The sequence below is a fragment of the Deinococcus sonorensis KR-87 genome (assembly GCF_040256395.1).
In the GTDB taxonomy this organism is placed as follows: Bacteria; Deinococcota; Deinococci; order Deinococcales; family Deinococcaceae; genus Deinococcus; species Deinococcus sonorensis.
This window is the reverse complement of record NZ_CP158299.1, coordinates 1580239-1597103: the sequence shown is the minus strand read 5'-3', so window position 1 is coordinate 1597103 and position 16865 is coordinate 1580239. Positions and strand designations below refer to the sequence as shown.

Genomic DNA, 16865 nt, shown 5'->3' with positions numbered 1-16865 from the left:
CTCATGGCCGGCCCGTATACTCCGGCTCATGAACGCACCGGCTTCGTCGACTCCCCAGAACACCCCCGAGCCCCGCTACGCCCAGCTGGTTCAGGAGGCCGCCCATCAGCTGGTCGCGCACACCGGTCCGGTCGTGATTCTCAGCCACGTGGACCCGGACGGCGACGCCCTGGGCAGCTGCCTGGGCCTGCAACGGGCCCTCAAGGCGGTGGGGTGCAGCGCCTGCACCTACATGGACGTGCCACACTACCTGCGCTTCCTGGCGGAGCCGGGCGAGGTGGAAACGCGGCTGGACGAGTGGCCCGAGAACGCGCTGCTGGCGGTGCTGGACGTGGACAACAACGACCTCAACCGGGTGGCGGGCGCCGACCTGAGCCGGTTCCAGGGCCGGGTCGTCAACCTCGACCACCACGGCACCAACCTGCGCCGCGCCGACCTGAGCCTGGTGGACCCCAGCCAGGCCGCCACCGCCAGCATCGTCACCGACATCGTGGACGTGATGCTGCAGGAGGCGGGCGTGGCCTGGACCGCTGCCATCGCCACGCCGCTGCTGACCGGCCTCAACACGGACACCGGGTCGTTCCGCTTCGCCAGCACCACCCCGGCGGTGCTGCGCTGTGCGGCGCGGCTGGTGGAGCACGGCGCGCAGCTGGCCTGGATCAATGAGCGGCTGTCGCAGAACCCGCCGCGCTACTACCTGCTGCTGCGTGAGGTGCTGGAGAGCCTGCAGTTCAGCTTCGGCGGCCTGCTGGTGACGGCCCGCATCGACCAGACCATGCTGGACCGCGCCGGAGCCCAGTGGGACGACGTGGAGTCCTACGTGAACACCATCCGCAGCGCCGAGGGCACCGAGCTGGCCACCATCTTCAAGGACTACGGCGACCGCGTGAAGCTCTCGATCCGCTCCAGGGGCCGCGCCAGCGCCCAGAACATCGCGGTCAGCCTGGGCGGTGGCGGACACTTCCCGGCGGCGGGCGCCACCGTGGAGGCCCCCTACGCCGAGGTGCAGCCGCGCTTCGAGGCGGCCGTCCAGGCAGAGCTGCAGCGCTGCGGCCTGCTGTAACGACAAAGAGAGCGGCGGCCCCACCTTCAGGGCCGCCGCTCTTCTTGTTTTGTCTAACCTTTGTAGAAGGTCAGATGCCGGCCAGGGCCCGCAATGCCGCCTCGTTGGACAGCGTGATGCAGCGGTAGGCCGGGCTGAGCAGGCCGTCGTCGCGCATTTCCCCGATCAGCTTGCTGACGCTCTCACGGGTGGCGCCGGTGCCCTCGGCGATCAGCTCGTGGGTGGCCCGCACAAACAGCTGGCCGCCTGCGTGGCGTCCGCCCAGGCTGCTGTCCGAGAGGTTGAGCAGGTAACGTGCGATGCGCTCGCGCAGTTCGCCGTCCTGAATGTGCACGCCGTCGGTCATCACACGCTGCAGCTGGGCCGAGAGGCTGCGGGTCACCTGCCACAGCTCCTCGCCGCTGAGGTGCTGCATGTGGATGGCCTCCACGCTCGCGTCGGTCAGCGCGATCACCTGGTGGGTGCGGGTCAGCCCGTGCAGGGCCTCCTCACCGAAGATGTCGCCGGGGCGGATGTGCCGGACCGTCAGGTTGCGGCCCTGTGGAGTGAGGCGCACAGCGCGCAGCAGGCCACTCTCCAGCCGGTAGAGCGTGGGGCTCTGGTCGCCGGCGTAGTAGAGGGTATCGCCGCGCCGGACCGGGCGACCGTGCAGTTCGGGGTGGAGGGTGGACAGTCCTGCAGGAATCGGCATCGTCATGGTGGGCTCCTAGGGTGGCCCACACATGGGCCGGAAGGGGAACACAGGGAGGGGATATCCCGTGGTTGATCTGACCGTACAAGGTTTGTACAACCCTCAACTGTGAACTTCAGACAATGTAAAGAAAGTACAGATCAGGCCGCTTTCCCTCGGCAGCGGCCCAGTGGTGGTTCAGGACCCACAGCGCCAGATGGGTGAGAACAGGTCTTCAGATTCCGGGGGAAGCCACAGAGGTTTGGGCCGGGCCACCGTAGAGTTCCAGGCCCTCCAGCACCACGCTCACATGTGCCTCGATGGTCAGGGCGTGGTCGCGGTTGTACCCTCCGGCGGCCATGCTCACCAGCGGCACGTCACGCTCCCTGGCCCAGGTCAGCACCTGCCGGTTGCGCTCCCGCACCCCGTCCAGGGTCAGGGCAAAGCGACCGAAGCGGTCGCCGGCCAGCACGTCGGCCCCGGCCAGATACAGCAGCAGGTCCGGGCGGAACCGGTCAAGCGCCGGCAGGGCCTGGGTCCGCAGCACCTCCAGGTAGGTGTGATCGCTGACCCCGTCCGGCAGGCCAATGTCCAGGCTGCTGCGCTCCTTGCGAAACGGATAGTTGCGCTCGCCGTGGACGCTGAGCGTGTAGGCGCGCGACTCTGCCCCCAGCAGCGCTGCGGTGCCGTTGCCCTGGTGCACGTCCAGGTCCAGCACCGCCACGCGCCGGGCCAGCCCGTCGTCCAGCGCCACCCGGGTCAGGATCGCCGCGTCGTTGATCAGGCAGAAGCCCTCGGCCCGGTCGCGGAAGGCGTGGTGGGTGCCGCCCGCCAGGTTGATGCCCCAGCCCACCGAGAGCGCGTCGTGCAGCGCCGCGAGGCTGCCGCCGGCGGCCCGCCGTGCCCGCTCCACCACGCCCTCACTCCAGGGCAGGCCAAAGGCGCGCTCCTCACTGTGTTCCACCTCGCCGCGCCGCCAGCGCCGCAGCCACAGCGGGTCGTGGACCCGGCCCGCCGTGGCCCACGGCAGGGCCGGCGTGTCCAGAATCGGCAGCCGCCCGCTCAGGCGCGCCACCATGCCCCGGTACTTGTAGTACGGAAACCGGTGACCCTCCGGCAACGGAAAGTCGTGGGCAGCGGGCGTGTAGGCCCGGAACGTCATGCGCGGAGTGTAGCGGGCGGGTGCACGGCACATCGTGTGAACGGCTGGGAAGTCGGAGCGGCCTGTGGCCCGGCTGCGCCATCTGGCCTATTTTACCCGGTAGATATTGACAGCCGTCATTTTACCCGGCAAGAATAGCAGCATGACCCCGCACCCCACCTACAGCAGTTTCCAGGGCCACACCCACATCGTCACCGGCACCCTCACCGACATGCTGCACCGCACCCAGCGGTATGCCGAACAGCCGGGCGGCGCGCCGCTCCTGATTTTCGAGGACCACACCGGTCGGCAGCTCGACTTCGACTTCCGGGGCGACATCAAGGCGATCCTGGCCCGCGAGGTGCCGCCCGCGCCCCGGGCCGGACCGGGCCGCCCGAAGCTGGGCGTGGTGTCGCGGGAGGTCTCGCTGCTGCCGCGTCACTGGGACTGGCTGGAGCAGCAGCGCGGCGGCGCTTCGGCCACACTGAGGCGGCTGATCGACGAGGCGCGCCGACACGACGCGGGTCCCGAGCGTGAGCGGCAGCGCCAGGAAGCGGCCGGCCGGGTCATGACCGCCCTGGCCGGCGACCTGCCCGGCTACGAGGAAGCCTCGCGCGCGCTGTACGCCGGCCGGACCGACCTGCTGGCCGAGCACACGGCCGCCTGGCCGCCGGATGTGCGGGCATATGTGCTGCGGCTGGCGGCAGGAGAGAGCCGCCCGGCCTGAGCGGGGCCCGCTCCCCCTCTGCCTACCGCTCGCGCAGCGATCGCAGCAGCCAGAAGCCCAGCGCGTCCAGCAGGCCCAGCATCAGCAGCGTGCTGAGGCTGCTCCCCCACTGACCGTGACCCAGGCTCAGCCCCAGGCTGGCCAGCCCGCCCACGTTCAGCAGCAGCAACATCAGGGCCAGCAGGCCCAGCATTAGCCGTCTCCGCGCAGCACTGCGAGCAGCTCGTGATGCAGCCGCTCATTGGCCGCCACCAGCATCTCGCCGTGTGGGCCGGGGTGGCCGTGCACGTCGCTGACCAGACCACCCGCCTCGGTCACGATCAGCGCGCCGGCCGCGCTGTCCCAGGGTTTCAGCCCGATCTCCCAGTAGCCGTCCAACCGCCCGCAGGCCACGTAGCACAGGTCCAGCGCGGCGGCGCCGGGGCGGCGCAGCGGCACGCCGCCGGCCAGGAGGCGCTCCAGCGGGCCCATGAAGCGCCGCTCGGTCGCGTCGTAGGGAAAGCCGGTACTGATCAGGGCCGGAGCCCGCAGGCTGGCGGTGGCCGAGACGTGGATGGCCGCGCCGTTCAGGTGGGCGCCTCCGCCCAGCGTGGCGGTGAACAGCTCGTCCCGGGTGGGATCATAGACGGCTCCGGCCAGCCGCTGGCCGTGGTGCTCCACCGCCACCGAGGCGCAGTACACCGGAAATCCGTGGGCGTAGTTGACGGTGCCGTCCAGCGGATCCACCACCCAGCGGTACTCGCCGTCACCCTGCTGCCCCTCCTCCTCGCCCAGTACCGCGTGGTCCGGATAACGGGCCGCCACCACCTCGCGGATGGCGGCCTCGGCCAGGGCGTCCACCTCGGTCACTAGGTCACTGAAGGTGGTTTTGCTGCGGACCTCGAAGGCGCGCCCGGCATACTGCTGGTGGATGCGTCCGGCTTCACGGGCCGCCTGCACCGCGACGGCCAGCAGGTCGGTGAGGAGGGGAGCACTCATGGCTTCAGTGTAGCGGGGCGCTGGCCTCCAGACAGCCGCGTCTGCGAGCAGGGACGCAGGCGCTACCCTGAACCCCATGATCGACCGTTACAGCACCCCTGAACTCAGCCGCCTGTGGAGCGAGGCCAACAAGTACCGTGCCTGGCTGCGGGTAGAACTCGCGGCCATGGAGGCCCAGTCGGAACTGGGCGAGATTCCGCGCGAGGCCTTCGACGACCTGACCCGCCGCTCGGCCGCCGACCCGCTCGATGAGGCCTTTGCCGCGCGGGTGGCCGAGATCGAGGCGGTGACGCGTCACGATATCGTGGCCTTCACCACCGCCCTGTCGGAGCGCTACGGCGAGTCGGCGCGCTTCATTCACCACGGCCTGACCAGCACCGACGTGGTGGACACCGCCCAGAATCTGCTGCTCGACGAGGCGCTCGGCACGGTGCTGGAGGACGCCAGCCGGCTGCGCGAGGTGTGCCGCGCCCAGGCGGTGCAGTACCGCCACACCCCCACGGTGGGGCGCACCCACGGCATTCACGCCGAGCCGATGACCTTCGGCCTGAAGTTCCTGAACTGGATGAGCACGCTGGACCGCGACCTGGAGCGGCTCACGGCGGCCCGCGTGCGGGTGCGGGTCGTGATGCTCTCCGGGTCGGTCGGCACCTACGCCCACGTCTCCCCCGACGTGGAGGAGCGGGTGGCCGAGCTGTGGGGCTGGCGGCCGGCCCCGGTCACCAACCAGACGCTGGCCCGCGACCGTCACGCGGAGGTGCTCTCGGCGCTGGCCATCTTCGGCACCACGCTGGAGAAGATCGCGGTGGAAATCCGGCACCTGCAGCGCAGCGAGGTGCGCGAGGCGATGGAGCCGTTCGGCAAGGGCCAGAAGGGCAGTTCCTCCATGCCGCACAAGAAGAACCCGATCCTGACCGAGAACGTGACCGGCCTGACCCGGCTGCTGCGCGGCTATCTGGTGACGGCGATGGAGAACGTGCCGCTGTGGCACGAACGCGACATCTCGCATTCCAGCGCCGAGCGGGTGATCCTGCCGGACGCCACCCAGGCCGCCAGTTACGCCGCCCGCCGCCTGACCGGGGTGCTGCGCGACCTGGTGGTGTTCCCGGAGCGGATGCTGCGCAACCTCAACGACCTGGGCGGGCTGGTGTTCAGCCAAGCGGTGCTGCACCGCCTGATCGACGAGAAGGGCATGGCCCGCGAGGCCGCCTACGCCATCGTGCAGCGCAACGCCCTGACCAGCTGGGAAACCGGCGAGGGCCTGCGCGACCTGCTGGAACGTGACCCGGAAAGCCCGCTCACCGCGGAAGACCTGGACGCCGCCTTCGACCTGAACTGGTACCTGCGTCAGGTGGACCGCATCTACGCCCGCTTCGGCCTGTAAGCGGCAGCAACCCTGACTTCTCTTCCTGAGCCGCCCCGGAGTCGGCTGCTACTCTGAACGTATGGCTCATTTCCTCATCAAGCTGGTCGTCAATGCCCTGGCGCTCTGGCTGACCGCCCGCATCTACGGGGGGCTGTCGTTTCAGCCGGGCAGCGGCGCCGGGGGCGTGCTGGTGGCCGCGCTGGTGCTGGGCATCGTCAATGCGCTGATCCGGCCGCTGCTGCTGCTGCTGTCGCTGCCGGTGAACCTGCTGACGCTGGGCCTGTTCACCCTGGTGGTCAACGGGGTGGTGCTGAGCATCGTGGCGGCCGTGACCAGCCTGAACGTGGCGGGCTTCGGGGCCGCCATCGTGGGTGCCCTGATCCTGACGGTGGTGAGCTGGCTCCTGGACGCCGTGCTGAACGCGCTGGGCGTGGACCGCCAATGAAGCTGATGACCGAACCGACACCCGGGCTGCCGCAGGCCGAGCCGCAGCTGATCCGGACGGTGGCTGACCTGCGAAGCGCGCTTCACGGCCACGCCAGCGTGGGGCTGGTGCCGACCATGGGCTACCTGCACCAGGGACACGCCCAGCTGATCCGGCAGGCCCGCGCCGAGAACCGGCTGGTGGTGGTGAGCGTGTTCGTGAATCCGCTGCAGTTCGGGGCCGGAGAGGACCTGTCCCGCTACCCCCGCGACCTGGATCACGACCTGCGGCTGGCCGGGGCAGCGGGCGCCCAGCTGCTGTTTGCGCCCACGCCGGAGCAGATGTACCCGGACGGCTTTGTCACACAGGTGCAGGTGGGTGGGCTGGCCGGGCGACTGGAGGGCGCGTCCCGACCCGGCCACTTCGACGGGGTGGCCACGGTGGTGCTGAAACTGCTGAATCTGGTGCAACCGCAGCGCGCCTACTTCGGGGAGAAGGACTGGCAGCAGCTGGCGGTGGTGCGCCGGATGGTGCAGGACCTGAACCATCCGGCGCAGATCGTGGGCGTCCCGACTGTCCGGGAACCGACCGGGCTGGCGCTGAGCAGCCGCAACAGCTACCTGAGCCCGGAGCAGCGGGCCCGGGCGGCCGTGCTGTCGGCCGGGCTGCGGGCGGTGCAGGCGGCCTGGGCGGCGGGAGAGCGGCAGCCGGAGGCGCTGCTGCAGGCGGGCCTGTGGGCGCTGCAGCAGGAACCGGAACTGCAGCTGGACTACCTCAGCGTGGTGGACGCCGAGCTGAACGTGCTGGCCCAGCTGGGGAGCAGTGTGCCCAGTTCTGAACAGACAGCCGCCACCTCCGTCCTGCACAATACGGACATGACCACGGCGACTGCAGCGGCGGCCCGGCTCCTTATCGCAGCCCGGATGTTCGGTGTCCGGTTGATCGACAACATGCCGCTGATTCCGGTGCAGCCATGACCGGGGTGCGTCCGGCGGCCGGGGCCGGGCACGTCACGGTGGAGGAACTGCTGTCGCAGATGGTGGCGCGGCGAGTCAGCGACGTGCACCTGCAGGCAGGCAGCCCGCCGATGGGCCGGGTGGACGGGGTGCTGGTGCCGTTCGGGACCGTGACGCTGATGCCGCCCGACACCCAGGCGATGGCCAAGTCGCTGCTGACCCAGGACCAGTGGGAGGACTTCGAGTACCGCAACGAGCTGGACACCGCGTACTCACTGACCGGGGTGGCCCGCTTCCGCTGCAACATCTTCCGGCAGCGCGGCGCGGTGGGCATCGTGATGCGGGTGGTGGGCGACGCGATTCCCAGCTTCGAGGCGCTGGGCCTGCCGGTGCAGACCATGCGCGACTTCACGGCCGCGCCGCGCGGCCTGATCCTGGTGACCGGTCCCACCGGCAGCGGCAAGAGCACCACCCTGGCCAGTCTGGTGGACCACATCAACCGCACGCTCGCCTACAACATCATCACCATCGAGGACCCGATCGAGATCCTCCACAAGAACAAGAAGAGCATCGTGGTGCAGCGCGAGGTGGGCTCCGACACCCGAGATTTCCGCAGCGCCCTGAAGTACGCGATGCGGCAGGACCCGGACGTGATCATGATCGGCGAGATGCGCGACAAGGAAACGGTGGAGGCGGCCATCACGGCGGCGCAGACCGGCCACCTGGTCCTGAGCACGCTGCACACGCTGGACGCCATCCGCACCGTGAATCGCATCATCGATTTCTTCCCGCCGCACGAGCGCGACCAGATCCGCATCCTGCTGGCCGACTCGCTGGTGGGCATCATCAGCCAGCGGCTGCTGCGCCGCGCCGACGGGGTGGGCCGGGTGCTGGGCAGCGAGCTGATGGTCAACACGCCGCTGATCCAGGACTACATCAAGGACGAGCACAAGACGGCCCAGATCAAGGACGCGATGATGGAGGACAACATCCGCGGCATGCACACCTTCGATCAGCATCTGGTGGAGCTGTACCGGCACAGCCTAATCACGCTGGAAGAGGCGCAGGCTTCGGCCAGCAGCCCGCACGAGGTGCGCATGATGATCACCCGCCAGGGCATGACCTTCTGAAGCCACGCCACAGAGCGGGGCGGGCCAGTGAATTAGGCCCGCCCCGCGCGTTTCTTCTTACTTCCAAGCGTTGATGCACTCGGCCAGCAGCACTTCGCCTTCTTCCCATTCGCCGTGGCCGCTCAGCACGTTGATGTGGCCCGCCTCGCCGGCCGTCACCAGTTCGGCCTCCCAGGCTGCGGCCATCTGCTCGGCGCGGGTGAACGCGCTGTACGGATCGTTCTCGCTCGCCACCACCAGGGCTGGGAACGGCAGCGGCTGCAGCGGCACCGGCGCGTAGGGCCGCACCTCGTCCAGCATGTCCGCCTGTTCAGCGTCGGTGGGTGCCACCAGCAGGGCGCCCAACACCCGCGCCGGGACTGCATGGGTGCCGGCCCAGTGGACGATGTTCAGCACGCCGCAGCTGTGGCCCACCAGCACCAGCGGCCCCGGCGTGGCGTCCACCACCTCCTGCAGCCGCTGCGACCACAGCGCCGGCACCGGATGGTCCGGGTCGTCCTGATGCACGCGGGCGGCGCCGTACTTGTGCTCCCAGAGCGTCTGCCAGTGCTGCGGGCCGCTGTCGTTCAGGCCCGGCACGATGATCAGGGTAGGCGTCATGCGGGGCAGTCTAGCGTGGCGGGCAGAACCAACCAAAAAGCAGGTGGCCCTCCCGCACGGGAAGGGCCACCTGCAGGTCTGGACTCAGACCAGTTCGATCAGGGCCATGGTGACGCCGTCGCCACGACGCACGCCGACCTTCAGAATGCGGGTGTAGCCGCCGGTCCGCTCCGCGTACTTGGGAGCGATCTCGTCCATCACCTTGCGCAGCACGGCGTTGTCCTGCACGTCGCGCGCCACCAGACGGCGGTCGTGCAGGGTGCCGCCCTTGGCGGTGGTGATCAGCTTCTCCACGTAGGGCCGCAGTTCCTTGGCCTTGGTGAGGGTGGTCTGGATGCGGCCCTCGCGCAGCAGGGCGGTGGCCTGCGCGCGAGCCAGGGCCGTGCGGCTGCTGCTGTTGCGGTTAAGTTTGCGACCGGAACGTCCGTGACGCATGGTGTGTCTCCTTTGGGGTCAGGCTTCGCCAGGCACCCTGGCGGTTTCTGCCCGGAAAACCGCCCGGCCCCTCTCGGGGCGCAGGCGGCGTGGGTTTAGTCCTTGAGCGCCAGCCCGAACTGGGCCAGCTGCTGCTTGATCTCGTCGAGGCTGCGCTCGCCGATGCCCGGCACCTTCTTCAGGTCGCGGTCCGACAGGGCGCACAGGGCGTCCACACTGTCGATGCCCTCTTCCTTCAGCGAGTGCAGCACGCGGGTGGTCAGGCCCAGGCCCTCCAGCGTGACGCCGGGGTTATCCAGGTCGCTGGGGTACGGCTGCGGGTTGATGCTGAGCGCGGGGGCGGGGTTCGGCTCGTACACGGCGGCCGGAATCACCGGAGCGGGCGCGCTCTCGATGGTCACGGTCTCCACGTTGCCGAACACCGACAGCTCGTCGCGCAGAATCTCGACAGCCTTGTCGAGGGTGCTCTGCGGGTTGGCGCTCCCGTCGGTCCAGACGCGCAGGATCAGCCGGTCCAGGTCGGTCTGCTGACCCACGCGAGTGTTCTCGACGTGATAGGCCACACGCTTGACCGGGGTGAACACCGCGTCCACCGGGATGCTGTTGATGCGGTCCTTGGTGGCGTGCTTGTCGGCGGGCACGTAACCCTCGCCTTCCTCCACGCGCACTTCCATGACCAGCCGGCCATCCTCGGCGAGGTTGGCGATCACCAGGTCCGGGTTGACGATCTCGGCGTCGGACGGCACCTCGAAGGCGCTGGCCCGCACCACACCCTGGCCCTGGGCACGCAGCGTCAGGGTCTTGGGGCCGGGGGCGTGGAAGCGCACCACCAGTTCCTTGAGGTTCAGGATCAGACGGATCACGTCCTCCTGAACGCCAGGAATGGTCGAGAATTCGTGCAGCACGTCCTCGATGTACACGCTGGTGACCGCCGTGCCGGGGATGCTCGACAGCAGGATGCGGCGCAGCGGGTTGCCGATGGTGACGCCGTAGCCGCGCCGGAGCGGTTCCAGGGTAAATTCGCCGTAGTCGCCGTCGACACGGGCCTTGAGCTGGGGACGCTTTTGATCCACGCGAACCTCCTTAACGCGAGTAATACTCGATGATGAAGTTCTCGTTGATGGGCAGCGCCAGATCCTCGCGGGCCGGCAGGCGCACGAAGGTGCCGCTGAAGGTCTCAGCGTTCACTTCCAGCCAGGGGCTGACGCGGCGGCGCTTGCTGGCCTCGGCGTTCTCCTGGATGAAGCCCATCTGGCGGCTGCGCTCGACCACGGTCAGTACGTCACCGATCTTGACCCGGTAGCTGGGGATGTCCACGCGCTTGCCGTTCACCAGGATGTGGCCGTGCCCGACGAACTGACGGGCCTGCCGGCGGGTGCTGGCAAAGCCCATGCGGAACACGACGTTGTCGAGGCGGCGCTCCAGCAGCTGCAGGAACACGGTGCCGGTCACGCCGGGAATGCTGGCCGCTTCCTCGAAGAGGTTGCGGAACTGCTTCTCGTTCATGCCGTACAGGCGGGCCAGCTTCTGCTTTTCACGCAGGCGCACGCTGTAGTCGCTGGGGCGACCACGGCCACGGCGCTGGCCGTGCTGGCCCGGCGCGTAAGGGCGCTTGTCGAGATACTTCTGAACTTTTTCGGTCTCCGCCAGGTTGATGCCTTCCCGGCGGCTCTGCTTGGTGATGGAACCACGAAAACGACCCATTGCACTCCTGTGCCGCAAAGCGGCGGCGCCGTGCATCTGCCGGGGGCAGACAGGCGCAAGCTGGCCCTCTGAAGGGCGTCCAGGTCAGCGGACGCATCAGGTGGGCCAGGGCTGGTTTTAGAGACGGAACTTCTTCTTGGGGCGGCAGCCGTTGTGCGGCACGGGGGTGTCGTCCATGATGCTCTTGACGTCGATGCCCGAGGCCTGAATGGCGCGGATCGCCTGCTCGCGGCCGGAGCCGCTGCCGCGCACGATCACATCCACGATGCCCATGCCGAAGCTCTGGGCCTTCTTGACCGCGTCGGCGGCGGCCAGCTGGGCGGCGTAGGGGGTCCCCTTCTTGCTGCCCTTGTAGCCGATGGTGCCGCCGCTGCTCCAGGCCACACTGTTGCCGTCCACGTCGGTGATGGTGACGATGGTGTTGTTGTAGCTGGCGTGGATGTAGGCGCGGCCAGCGCTGATGTTACGGCGGACCCGGCGGGGGGTCTTGCCCTTCTGCTGCGTCTTAGCCATTACTTCCTCGTCGCCTTCTTCTTACCAGCCACAGTCTTGCGCGGCCCCTTGCGGGTACGGGCGTTGGTCTTGGTGCGCTGACCGCGCACCGGCAGGCCACGGCGGTGGCGCAGGCCACGGTAGCTGCCGATGTCCATCAGCCGCTTGATGTTCTGACCGATCTCACTGCGCAGGTCGCCCTCGACCTTGTAGGTCTTCTCGATCACGTCGCGCAGGGTGCTCTGCTCGGCTTCGGTCAGGTTCTTGACGTCGGGTGTCGGGGCTGATGCCCGTCTGGGCCAGCACATCCTTGGCCCGGGTCAGGCCGATGCCGTAGATGTAGGTCAGGGCAATCTCGACGCGCTTCTCGCGCGGCAGGTCAACGCCAGCAACGCGAGCCATCAGCCCTGCCTCTGCTTGTGCTTCACGTTCTCGCAAATCACGATCACGCGCCCATGGCGACGAATGACCTTGCACTTGTCGCACATCTTCTTGACGCTACTGCGTACCTTCATACTTCCTCCTCGCGCCGCCTTCTGCTGACAAACCAAACAGCCCATCGTGGCGTTGGCAGACGCTCGACCCTCCCGGGGGGAGAATCTCCTGCGGGCGGCCTGAGGCCCCCCGCCCTGCTCGTGGTGCTCCGTCACACAGCCGTTTCAGGACTGGCTCGAACGGTCCAGCGGCGCCGCTACTTGCGGTAGACGATGCGCCCGCGCGTGGTGTCGTAAGGGGAAATTTCCAGCACCACCCGGTCTCCAGGCAGAATCCGGATGTAGTGAATCCGCATCTTGCCGCTGATGTAGGCCAGGATGTCATGCCCGCTGTCCAGCAACACACGGAATGTGGTGTTGGGCAGGGCCTCCACGACCACGCCTTCGGCGCGGACGGTGTCGGTGTCCTTCTCCTTGCGTTTGCCTTCGCGCTGTTCTGGTGCCCTTCTTCTCGCCACGTACCCTCCAGGCTCTATGCAAGCCAAAGATAAAGTTATCATGCGGTGACCAGGGGAGCAAGGGGCGGGCACCGACCCTCACCGGTCTACGCCGGCCCGCCGCAGGCCACGGGCAAACCCCTTACACTTGCCTGCATGCAGTCTCTCGTTGAGGCCATTCGACAGCGCGGCGCCATCCTGCCGGGCGGCATCCTGAAGGTGGACGGGCTGGTCAACCACCAGCTGCTCCCCACCCTGACCGCCGAGATGGGCCAGCACTTCGCCCAGTATTTCCGCAGCGAGCGGCCCGACAAGGTGCTGACCATCGAGGTGAGCGGCATCGCACCCGCGCTGGTCACGGCCATCGCGCTGGGCGTGCCGATGGTCTATGCCCGCAAGAAACGGCCCATCACCATGCACGAACGCGCCTACCACGCCCAGAGCGTCAGCCGCACCAAGGGCGGAGTGGTGGATCTGTACGTGTCGGGCGAGTACCTGGGGGCCGGCGACCGGGTGCTGGTGATCGACGACTTCCTGGCGAGCGGCCGGACGCTGCTGGCCCTCAACAGCATCATTCAGGAGAGCGGCGCCACGCTGGTCGGCCTCGGTTGCGTGATCGAGAAGGCCTTCGAGGGCGGCCGGGCTCAGCTGGCCGATCTGGGTGTGCCGGTGCATACCCTCGCGAACATCCTGCGGATGAGCCAGGACGAGGGCATTGTGGTGGAGGCGGGAAGCTAAACCGGCCTTGGCAGGCGCCTCAGCGCAGCCGCTGCTGTGGCCCGTAGGGTGAGGTATGAGCCAGCCTTTCTCCCCCCAGCAACAGCAGCTCGGCCGACTGCCCGACAACCGGAACCGGGTGCAGGTCGCCAGTTTTGAGCAGTACCTGGAGGCGCAGCGGGCGGTGGACTACCTCTCGGACCACAAGTTTCCGGTGGAGCGCACGGCCATCGTGGGCGAGGGGCTCAAGATCGTGGAGCAGGTGACGGGCCGGCTGGACTGGAACCGCGCCCTGACGCTGGGCATGAGCCAGGGTGCGGTGACCGGCGTGTTCATCGGCCTGATCTTTGGCTTCCTGGGCTTCGGAGGCCGTAACTTCCTGGCGCTGCTGCTGGACGGCCTGCTGCTGGGCGTGATCATCGGCGCGGTGTGGTCGCTGCTGGCCTACGCGCTGTCCGGCGGGCGGCGCGACTTCACCTCGGTGGGGGGCATGCGCGCCGACCACTACAACGTGCTGGTGGACCCGGAGGTGGCCGAGCAGGCCCGCGAGCTGCTGGCCCAGATGCGCTAGGCCCCCTTCAGGCCGGGGCTTCGGTCAGCCACAGCCGGCCGTAGGGCGCCAGCGTGAGCAGCGGCCCGTGCAGGTCCAGCGTCTCGCCACTGATGCGGTCACGGGCGCGCTGACCAAAATGCGGGCGCAGGGCGGCCACCTCGAACGGCTGCGGCTGCGGACTGAAGTTGTAGAGGCACAGCAGCGTGCCCACCGGGTGCAGCCGCGCCAGGAACAGCACGTGCGGATTGGGGCTGCGGAACACCTGCGCCTCCACGCTGGCGTGCAGCTGCGGCGCCCCCTGCCGCGCCCGGATCAGCCCCGTGAGGCCCTGGTACATCCGGCCCTCGTCGGTGGTGAGGTCGTGGCGGCGCTCGGCCCTGGCCCAGTCCATCAGCGGGCGGTGGACCCAGCGGTTGTCGGCGGCATGCTCGGGAGTGGTCATGAACATCAGGTCGTTGAGCATGGCCTGCTCATCGCCCATATACAGCAGCGGCACCCCGCCAAACGCCAGCGCCACCGCGTGCAGCAGCAGCAGCCGCTCCAGCGCCAGGGTGCGGTCGAGCGGGCTGCGGGCGCTCTCCAGCCCGGCCAGACTGGCCGCCGAGCCGCTGATGCGCCGGTCGCCAGTGCGCGGGTTGTGCTGGAACACCAGCCCACGCGCGAAGCTGCCGGGATACTCGCCCGAGTAGAAGTCGCTCAGGAAGCGGCGGTGCGCGTCGCCGGAGCGCCCGGCCCGCTCCGCGTCGCTGTCCAGAATGGCCCACCCGATGTCGTCGTGGCAGCGCACGTAGGTGCCCCAGGTGGCGCTGGCCGGCTTGGGCGGCATGCTCAGCAGCGCCTCCTCGAAGAGCCGCACCTCCTGGCTGGCCAGGCTGCTCCACAGCTGCACCATCAGGCTGTTGTGGTAGGCCAGGTCCGAAAGGCGGCCGTGATGCACCCCGCGCCCCAGGTAGTGAATCAGCTGGGTGGGGGCCACGATCGCCTCGGCCTTGAACGCCACGGCCGGGGCCACGATCCGCAGGGCCGCCCGCAGCGCCCGGGTGAGGACGTGCACCTCCGGCTGGTTCTGGCTGTCGGTCCCGAGGCGCTTCCAGATGAAGGCGATGGCGTCCAGCCGGAAAATCTCCACGCCCCGGTTGGCCAGATAGATCAGGATCTCCACGAACTCCAGAAACACCTCGGGGTTGGCCCAGTTCAGGTCCCACTGATAGGTGTTGAAGGTGGTCCAGACCCACTGGCCGCTCACCTCGTCCAGCGTGAAGTTGCCGGGCGCGAAGTCCGGAAACACCTCCGGCAGCGTGCGCTCGTACTGGTCCGGCACCGTGCGGTCCGGGTACATGTGGAAGTAATCGCGGTAGCGCGCCTCGCCGGCCTGTGCCCGCAGCGCCCACTCGTGCTCGCGCGCCACGTGATTGAGCACCAGATCCAGGCACAGGCTGATGCCGCGCTCCCGCAGCTGCCGGGCCAGCGCGGAGAGGTCATCCATGCTGCCCAGGTCCGGACGCACCGAGCGGTAGTCCTGCACCGCGTAGCCGCCGTCGTTCTCGCCTTCGCGTGGGCGCAGCAGCGGCATCAGGTGCAGATAACGGACGCCCAGGTCCGAGAGGTAGTCCAGATGCTGGCCCACCCCCCGCAGGTCACCGGCGTACCGGTCGGCGTAGGCGACGTAGCCGAGCATCTGCTCGGTCTGCAGCCAGTCGGGGCGCAGCAGGCGGGCCTCATCCAGGCGCCTCAGGTCGGCGGGGCGTTCGTGGAAGCCCATCAGCAGCGTCTCGGTCAGCCGCTCCATCAGCTCACCCGCGCCGTACACCGTCTCCAGGCTCTCCTGCAGCTCCGGGCCGTAGCGGTCCAGCCGCAGCAGAAAGGTGTCCGCGTCGCGGTCGTCGTCGAAGGCGGCCCTCAGGCGGGCATTCTGGGCAGCGTCTGGCATAACTGCATTGTAGAGGCCGCCCGTTTGCTCGCCCGACGTATGCTCTGCACATGCGCGCCGTTCAGATGGATACGCCGGGTGGCCCTGAAGTCCTGAAGCTCCGCGAGGTGCCGCTGGCCGCCCCCGCCGCCGGTGAGGTGCAGTTGCAGCTGCGCTATGCGGGCCTGAACTTCATTGACGTGTATCACCGCTCGGGCCTGTACCCGCTGCCGATGCCCGCCACGCTGGGCCGCGAGGGCATGGGCACTGTTGAGCAGCTGGGCGAGGGGGTCAGCGGGCTGAGCGTGGGCCAGCGGGTGGCCTTCGCGATGCACCCCGGCAGCTACGCCGAGCGGGTGAATGTGCCGGCCTGGCTGCTGGCGCCGGTCCCGGACGCGGTCAGCGACGAGGTGGCGGCGGCGGCCATGCTGCAGGGCCTGACCGCCCAGTTCCTGACCCGCACCACCTGGCCGCTGGCGGCGGGTCAGCTGGTGGTGGTGCACGCGGCGGCGGGCGGCGTGGGTGGGCTGCTGGTGCAGCTCGGCCGGCTGCTGGGCGCCACCGTGCTGGCCACCGCCGGCAGCGAGGCCAAGCGGCAGCTGGCCCGCGAGCTGGGCGCCCACGAGGTCGCCAGTTACGACGAGTTTGCCGAAGTGGCCCGGGGGCTGGGCCGCGCCCACGTGATCTACGACGGCGTGGGGCAGGCCACCTTCCGGGCCGGGCTGGACGCGCTGCGCCCGCGCGGCATGATGGTGCTGTACGGGGCCGCCAGCGGTCCGGTGGAACCGCTGGACCCGCAGCTGCTCAACCAGAAGGGCAGCCTGTTCCTGACCCGCCCCAGCCTGGGCGCCTACATTCAGGACGCGGCAGAAGTGCAGCAGCGGGCCGCCGAGCTGTTCGGCTGGATCGCGGCCGGGCAGCTGCAGGTGCGGGTGGACCGGGTGTTTGACCTGTCGGAGGTGGCCGAGGCGCATCGGCACATCGAGGCGCGCGGCACGCTCGGCAAGGTGCTGATTCGTACCGGGGGCTGAGCGGCCCCATTCGGTAGCCATTCGTCCTGCGGTCTCAT

21 protein-coding genes and 1 pseudogene are annotated in these 16865 nt (G+C 68.9%); 9 read left to right on the top strand and 13 right to left on the bottom strand.

The window, feature by feature from the left end:
• Positions 1-28 precede the first annotated feature (28 nt).
• A complete protein-coding gene (locus ABOD76_RS13115) occupies positions 29-1063 on the top strand; it encodes a DHH family phosphoesterase (RefSeq protein WP_350242409.1) in 1035 nt (344 codons plus the stop codon).
• Between the two features lie 70 nt (positions 1064-1133).
• On the opposite strand, the gene ABOD76_RS13110 is transcribed toward ABOD76_RS13115, so the two are convergent.
• Both ABOD76_RS13110 and ABOD76_RS13105 read right to left on the bottom strand, forming a co-directional pair.
• The gene (locus tag ABOD76_RS13110; RefSeq protein WP_350242408.1) at positions 1134-1760 is read right to left on the bottom strand and encodes a cyclic nucleotide-binding domain-containing protein; all 627 of its coding nucleotides are present in this window, start codon (positions 1758-1760) and stop codon (positions 1134-1136) included.
• A gap of 208 nt (positions 1761-1968) precedes the next feature.
• Positions 1969-2895, bottom strand: coding sequence for a histone deacetylase family protein (locus tag ABOD76_RS13105; protein WP_350242407.1), 927 nt, complete (start codon positions 2893-2895; stop codon positions 1969-1971).
• A 142-nt stretch (positions 2896-3037) separates the two neighbouring features.
• Here ABOD76_RS13105 and ABOD76_RS13100 point away from each other — a divergent pair, with 142 nt between their 5' ends.
• Positions 3038-3601 carry a DUF2239 family protein gene (locus tag ABOD76_RS13100; RefSeq protein ID WP_350242406.1) on the top strand — a complete coding sequence of 188 codons (564 nt, stop codon included), beginning with the start codon at positions 3038-3040 and terminating at the stop codon, positions 3599-3601.
• A 22-nt stretch (positions 3602-3623) separates the two neighbouring features.
• On the opposite strand, the gene ABOD76_RS13095 is transcribed toward ABOD76_RS13100, so the two are convergent.
• Entirely contained in the window at positions 3624-3794 is a 171-nt protein-coding gene (locus tag ABOD76_RS13095) for a hypothetical protein (RefSeq protein WP_350242405.1), read from the bottom strand.
• Positions 3794-4579, bottom strand: coding sequence for an inositol monophosphatase family protein (locus ABOD76_RS13090; RefSeq protein WP_350242404.1), 786 nt, complete (start codon positions 4577-4579; stop codon positions 3794-3796). Before ABOD76_RS13090 ends, ABOD76_RS13095 begins: the two co-directional genes overlap by 1 nt.
• Before the next feature lie 76 nt (positions 4580-4655).
• On the opposite strand from ABOD76_RS13090, the gene purB reads away from it, so the two are divergent.
• The 4 genes from purB (at position 4656) to ABOD76_RS13070 (ending at position 8455) form a co-directional block, all read left to right on the top strand.
• Entirely contained in the window at positions 4656-5963 is a 1308-nt protein-coding gene (gene purB / locus ABOD76_RS13085) for an adenylosuccinate lyase (protein WP_350242403.1), read from the top strand.
• A gap of 61 nt (positions 5964-6024) precedes the next feature.
• Positions 6025-6390 (top strand): phage holin family protein, encoded by a 366-nt coding sequence (locus tag ABOD76_RS13080; RefSeq protein ID WP_350242402.1) that lies wholly within the window; start codon positions 6025-6027, stop codon positions 6388-6390.
• A 5-nt stretch (positions 6391-6395) separates the two neighbouring features.
• A complete protein-coding gene (panC, locus tag ABOD76_RS13075; RefSeq protein WP_350242401.1) occupies positions 6396-7346 on the top strand; it encodes a pantoate--beta-alanine ligase in 951 nt (316 codons plus the stop codon).
• On the top strand, positions 7343-8455 hold the full coding sequence (locus tag ABOD76_RS13070) for a type IV pilus twitching motility protein PilT (RefSeq protein WP_350242400.1): 1113 nt from the start codon (positions 7343-7345) through the stop codon (positions 8453-8455). Before panC ends, ABOD76_RS13070 begins: the two co-directional genes overlap by 4 nt.
• A 57-nt stretch (positions 8456-8512) precedes the next feature.
• Here ABOD76_RS13070 and ABOD76_RS13065 read toward each other — a convergent pair whose 3' ends face one another.
• From ABOD76_RS13065 to infA, 8 genes and pseudogenes are all read right to left on the bottom strand, one after another.
• Entirely contained in the window at positions 8513-9055 is a 543-nt protein-coding gene (locus tag ABOD76_RS13065) for an RBBP9/YdeN family alpha/beta hydrolase (RefSeq protein ID WP_350242399.1), read from the bottom strand.
• Positions 9056-9139: 84 nt separating this feature from the next.
• Complete coding sequence (gene rplQ / locus ABOD76_RS13060; protein WP_350242398.1) at positions 9140-9490, bottom strand: 50S ribosomal protein L17; 351 nt, start codon at positions 9488-9490, stop codon at positions 9140-9142.
• 95 nt (positions 9491-9585) lie between these two features.
• Entirely contained in the window at positions 9586-10563 is a 978-nt protein-coding gene (locus ABOD76_RS13055; RefSeq protein ID WP_350242397.1) for a DNA-directed RNA polymerase subunit alpha, read from the bottom strand.
• 10 nt (positions 10564-10573) lie between these two features.
• Positions 10574-11194: a 30S ribosomal protein S4 gene (rpsD, locus tag ABOD76_RS13050; RefSeq protein ID WP_350242396.1), complete on the bottom strand. Its 621-nt coding sequence runs from the start codon at positions 11192-11194 to the stop codon at positions 10574-10576.
• A gap of 117 nt (positions 11195-11311) precedes the next feature.
• Positions 11312-11707, bottom strand: coding sequence for a 30S ribosomal protein S11 (gene rpsK, locus ABOD76_RS13045; RefSeq protein WP_350242395.1), 396 nt, complete (start codon positions 11705-11707; stop codon positions 11312-11314).
• Positions 11707-12088: pseudogene (gene rpsM / locus ABOD76_RS13040) on the bottom strand (30S ribosomal protein S13). The gene rpsK and the pseudogene rpsM overlap by 1 nt, the downstream one beginning before the upstream one ends.
• A complete protein-coding gene (gene rpmJ / locus ABOD76_RS13035) occupies positions 12088-12201 on the bottom strand; it encodes a 50S ribosomal protein L36 (protein ID WP_124869580.1) in 114 nt (37 codons plus the stop codon). Before rpmJ ends, rpsM begins: the two are co-directional and overlap by 1 nt.
• Positions 12202-12377: 176 nt before the next feature.
• A complete protein-coding gene (infA, locus tag ABOD76_RS13030) occupies positions 12378-12680 on the bottom strand; it encodes a translation initiation factor IF-1 (protein WP_350242394.1) in 303 nt (100 codons plus the stop codon).
• Between the two features lie 93 nt (positions 12681-12773).
• Between infA and xpt the strand changes: the two genes are divergently transcribed.
• Together xpt and ABOD76_RS13020 are read left to right on the top strand one after the other, a co-directional pair.
• Positions 12774-13355, top strand: coding sequence for a xanthine phosphoribosyltransferase (gene xpt, locus ABOD76_RS13025; RefSeq protein ID WP_350242393.1), 582 nt, complete (start codon positions 12774-12776; stop codon positions 13353-13355).
• A 55-nt stretch (positions 13356-13410) separates the two neighbouring features.
• Positions 13411-13905, top strand: a complete 495-nt coding sequence (locus ABOD76_RS13020; RefSeq protein WP_350242392.1) for a general stress protein — start codon at positions 13411-13413, stop codon at positions 13903-13905.
• Positions 13906-13912: 7 nt separating this feature from the next.
• Here the strand turns inward: ABOD76_RS13020 and ABOD76_RS13015 are convergent, their stop codons facing one another.
• Complete coding sequence (locus tag ABOD76_RS13015; protein WP_350242391.1) at positions 13913-15817, bottom strand: amylosucrase; 1905 nt, start codon at positions 15815-15817, stop codon at positions 13913-13915.
• 50 nt (positions 15818-15867) lie between these two features.
• Between ABOD76_RS13015 and ABOD76_RS13010 the strand changes: the two genes are divergently transcribed.
• Positions 15868-16827, top strand: a complete 960-nt coding sequence (locus tag ABOD76_RS13010) for a quinone oxidoreductase family protein (RefSeq protein WP_350242390.1) — start codon at positions 15868-15870, stop codon at positions 16825-16827.
• Positions 16828-16865: the final 38 nt, after the last annotated feature.

Excerpts from the sequence above, each read along its gene's own strand:
- ABOD76_RS13115 (WP_350242409.1), top strand. The coding sequence starts at position 29 with ATGAACGCACCGGCTTCGTCGACTCCCCAGAACACCCCCGAGCCCCGC.
- ABOD76_RS13110 (WP_350242408.1), bottom strand. The coding sequence starts at position 1,760 with ATGACGATGCCGATTCCTGCAGGACTGTCCACCCTCCACCCCGAACTG.
- ABOD76_RS13105 (WP_350242407.1), bottom strand. The coding sequence starts at position 2,895 with ATGACGTTCCGGGCCTACACGCCCGCTGCCCACGACTTTCCGTTGCCG.
- ABOD76_RS13100 (WP_350242406.1), top strand. The coding sequence starts at position 3,038 with ATGACCCCGCACCCCACCTACAGCAGTTTCCAGGGCCACACCCACATC.
- ABOD76_RS13095 (WP_350242405.1), bottom strand. The coding sequence starts at position 3,794 with ATGCTGGGCCTGCTGGCCCTGATGTTGCTGCTGCTGAACGTGGGCGGG.
- ABOD76_RS13090 (WP_350242404.1), bottom strand. The coding sequence starts at position 4,579 with ATGAGTGCTCCCCTCCTCACCGACCTGCTGGCCGTCGCGGTGCAGGCG.
- purB (WP_350242403.1), top strand. The coding sequence starts at position 4,656 with ATGATCGACCGTTACAGCACCCCTGAACTCAGCCGCCTGTGGAGCGAG.
- ABOD76_RS13080 (WP_350242402.1), top strand. The coding sequence starts at position 6,025 with ATGGCTCATTTCCTCATCAAGCTGGTCGTCAATGCCCTGGCGCTCTGG.
- panC (WP_350242401.1), top strand. The coding sequence starts at position 6,396 with ATGACCGAACCGACACCCGGGCTGCCGCAGGCCGAGCCGCAGCTGATC.
- ABOD76_RS13070 (WP_350242400.1), top strand. The coding sequence starts at position 7,343 with ATGACCGGGGTGCGTCCGGCGGCCGGGGCCGGGCACGTCACGGTGGAG.
- ABOD76_RS13065 (WP_350242399.1), bottom strand. The coding sequence starts at position 9,055 with ATGACGCCTACCCTGATCATCGTGCCGGGCCTGAACGACAGCGGCCCG.
- rplQ (WP_350242398.1), bottom strand. The coding sequence starts at position 9,490 with ATGCGTCACGGACGTTCCGGTCGCAAACTTAACCGCAACAGCAGCAGC.
- rpsD (WP_350242396.1), bottom strand. The coding sequence starts at position 11,194 with ATGGGTCGTTTTCGTGGTTCCATCACCAAGCAGAGCCGCCGGGAAGGC.
- rpsK (WP_350242395.1), bottom strand. The coding sequence starts at position 11,707 with ATGGCTAAGACGCAGCAGAAGGGCAAGACCCCCCGCCGGGTCCGCCGT.
- rpmJ (WP_124869580.1), bottom strand. The coding sequence starts at position 12,201 with ATGAAGGTACGCAGTAGCGTCAAGAAGATGTGCGACAAGTGCAAGGTC.
- infA (WP_350242394.1), bottom strand. The coding sequence starts at position 12,680 with ATGATAACTTTATCTTTGGCTTGCATAGAGCCTGGAGGGTACGTGGCG.
- xpt (WP_350242393.1), top strand. The coding sequence starts at position 12,774 with ATGCAGTCTCTCGTTGAGGCCATTCGACAGCGCGGCGCCATCCTGCCG.
- ABOD76_RS13020 (WP_350242392.1), top strand. The coding sequence starts at position 13,411 with ATGAGCCAGCCTTTCTCCCCCCAGCAACAGCAGCTCGGCCGACTGCCC.
- ABOD76_RS13015 (WP_350242391.1), bottom strand. The coding sequence starts at position 15,817 with ATGCCAGACGCTGCCCAGAATGCCCGCCTGAGGGCCGCCTTCGACGAC.
- ABOD76_RS13010 (WP_350242390.1), top strand. The coding sequence starts at position 15,868 with ATGCGCGCCGTTCAGATGGATACGCCGGGTGGCCCTGAAGTCCTGAAG.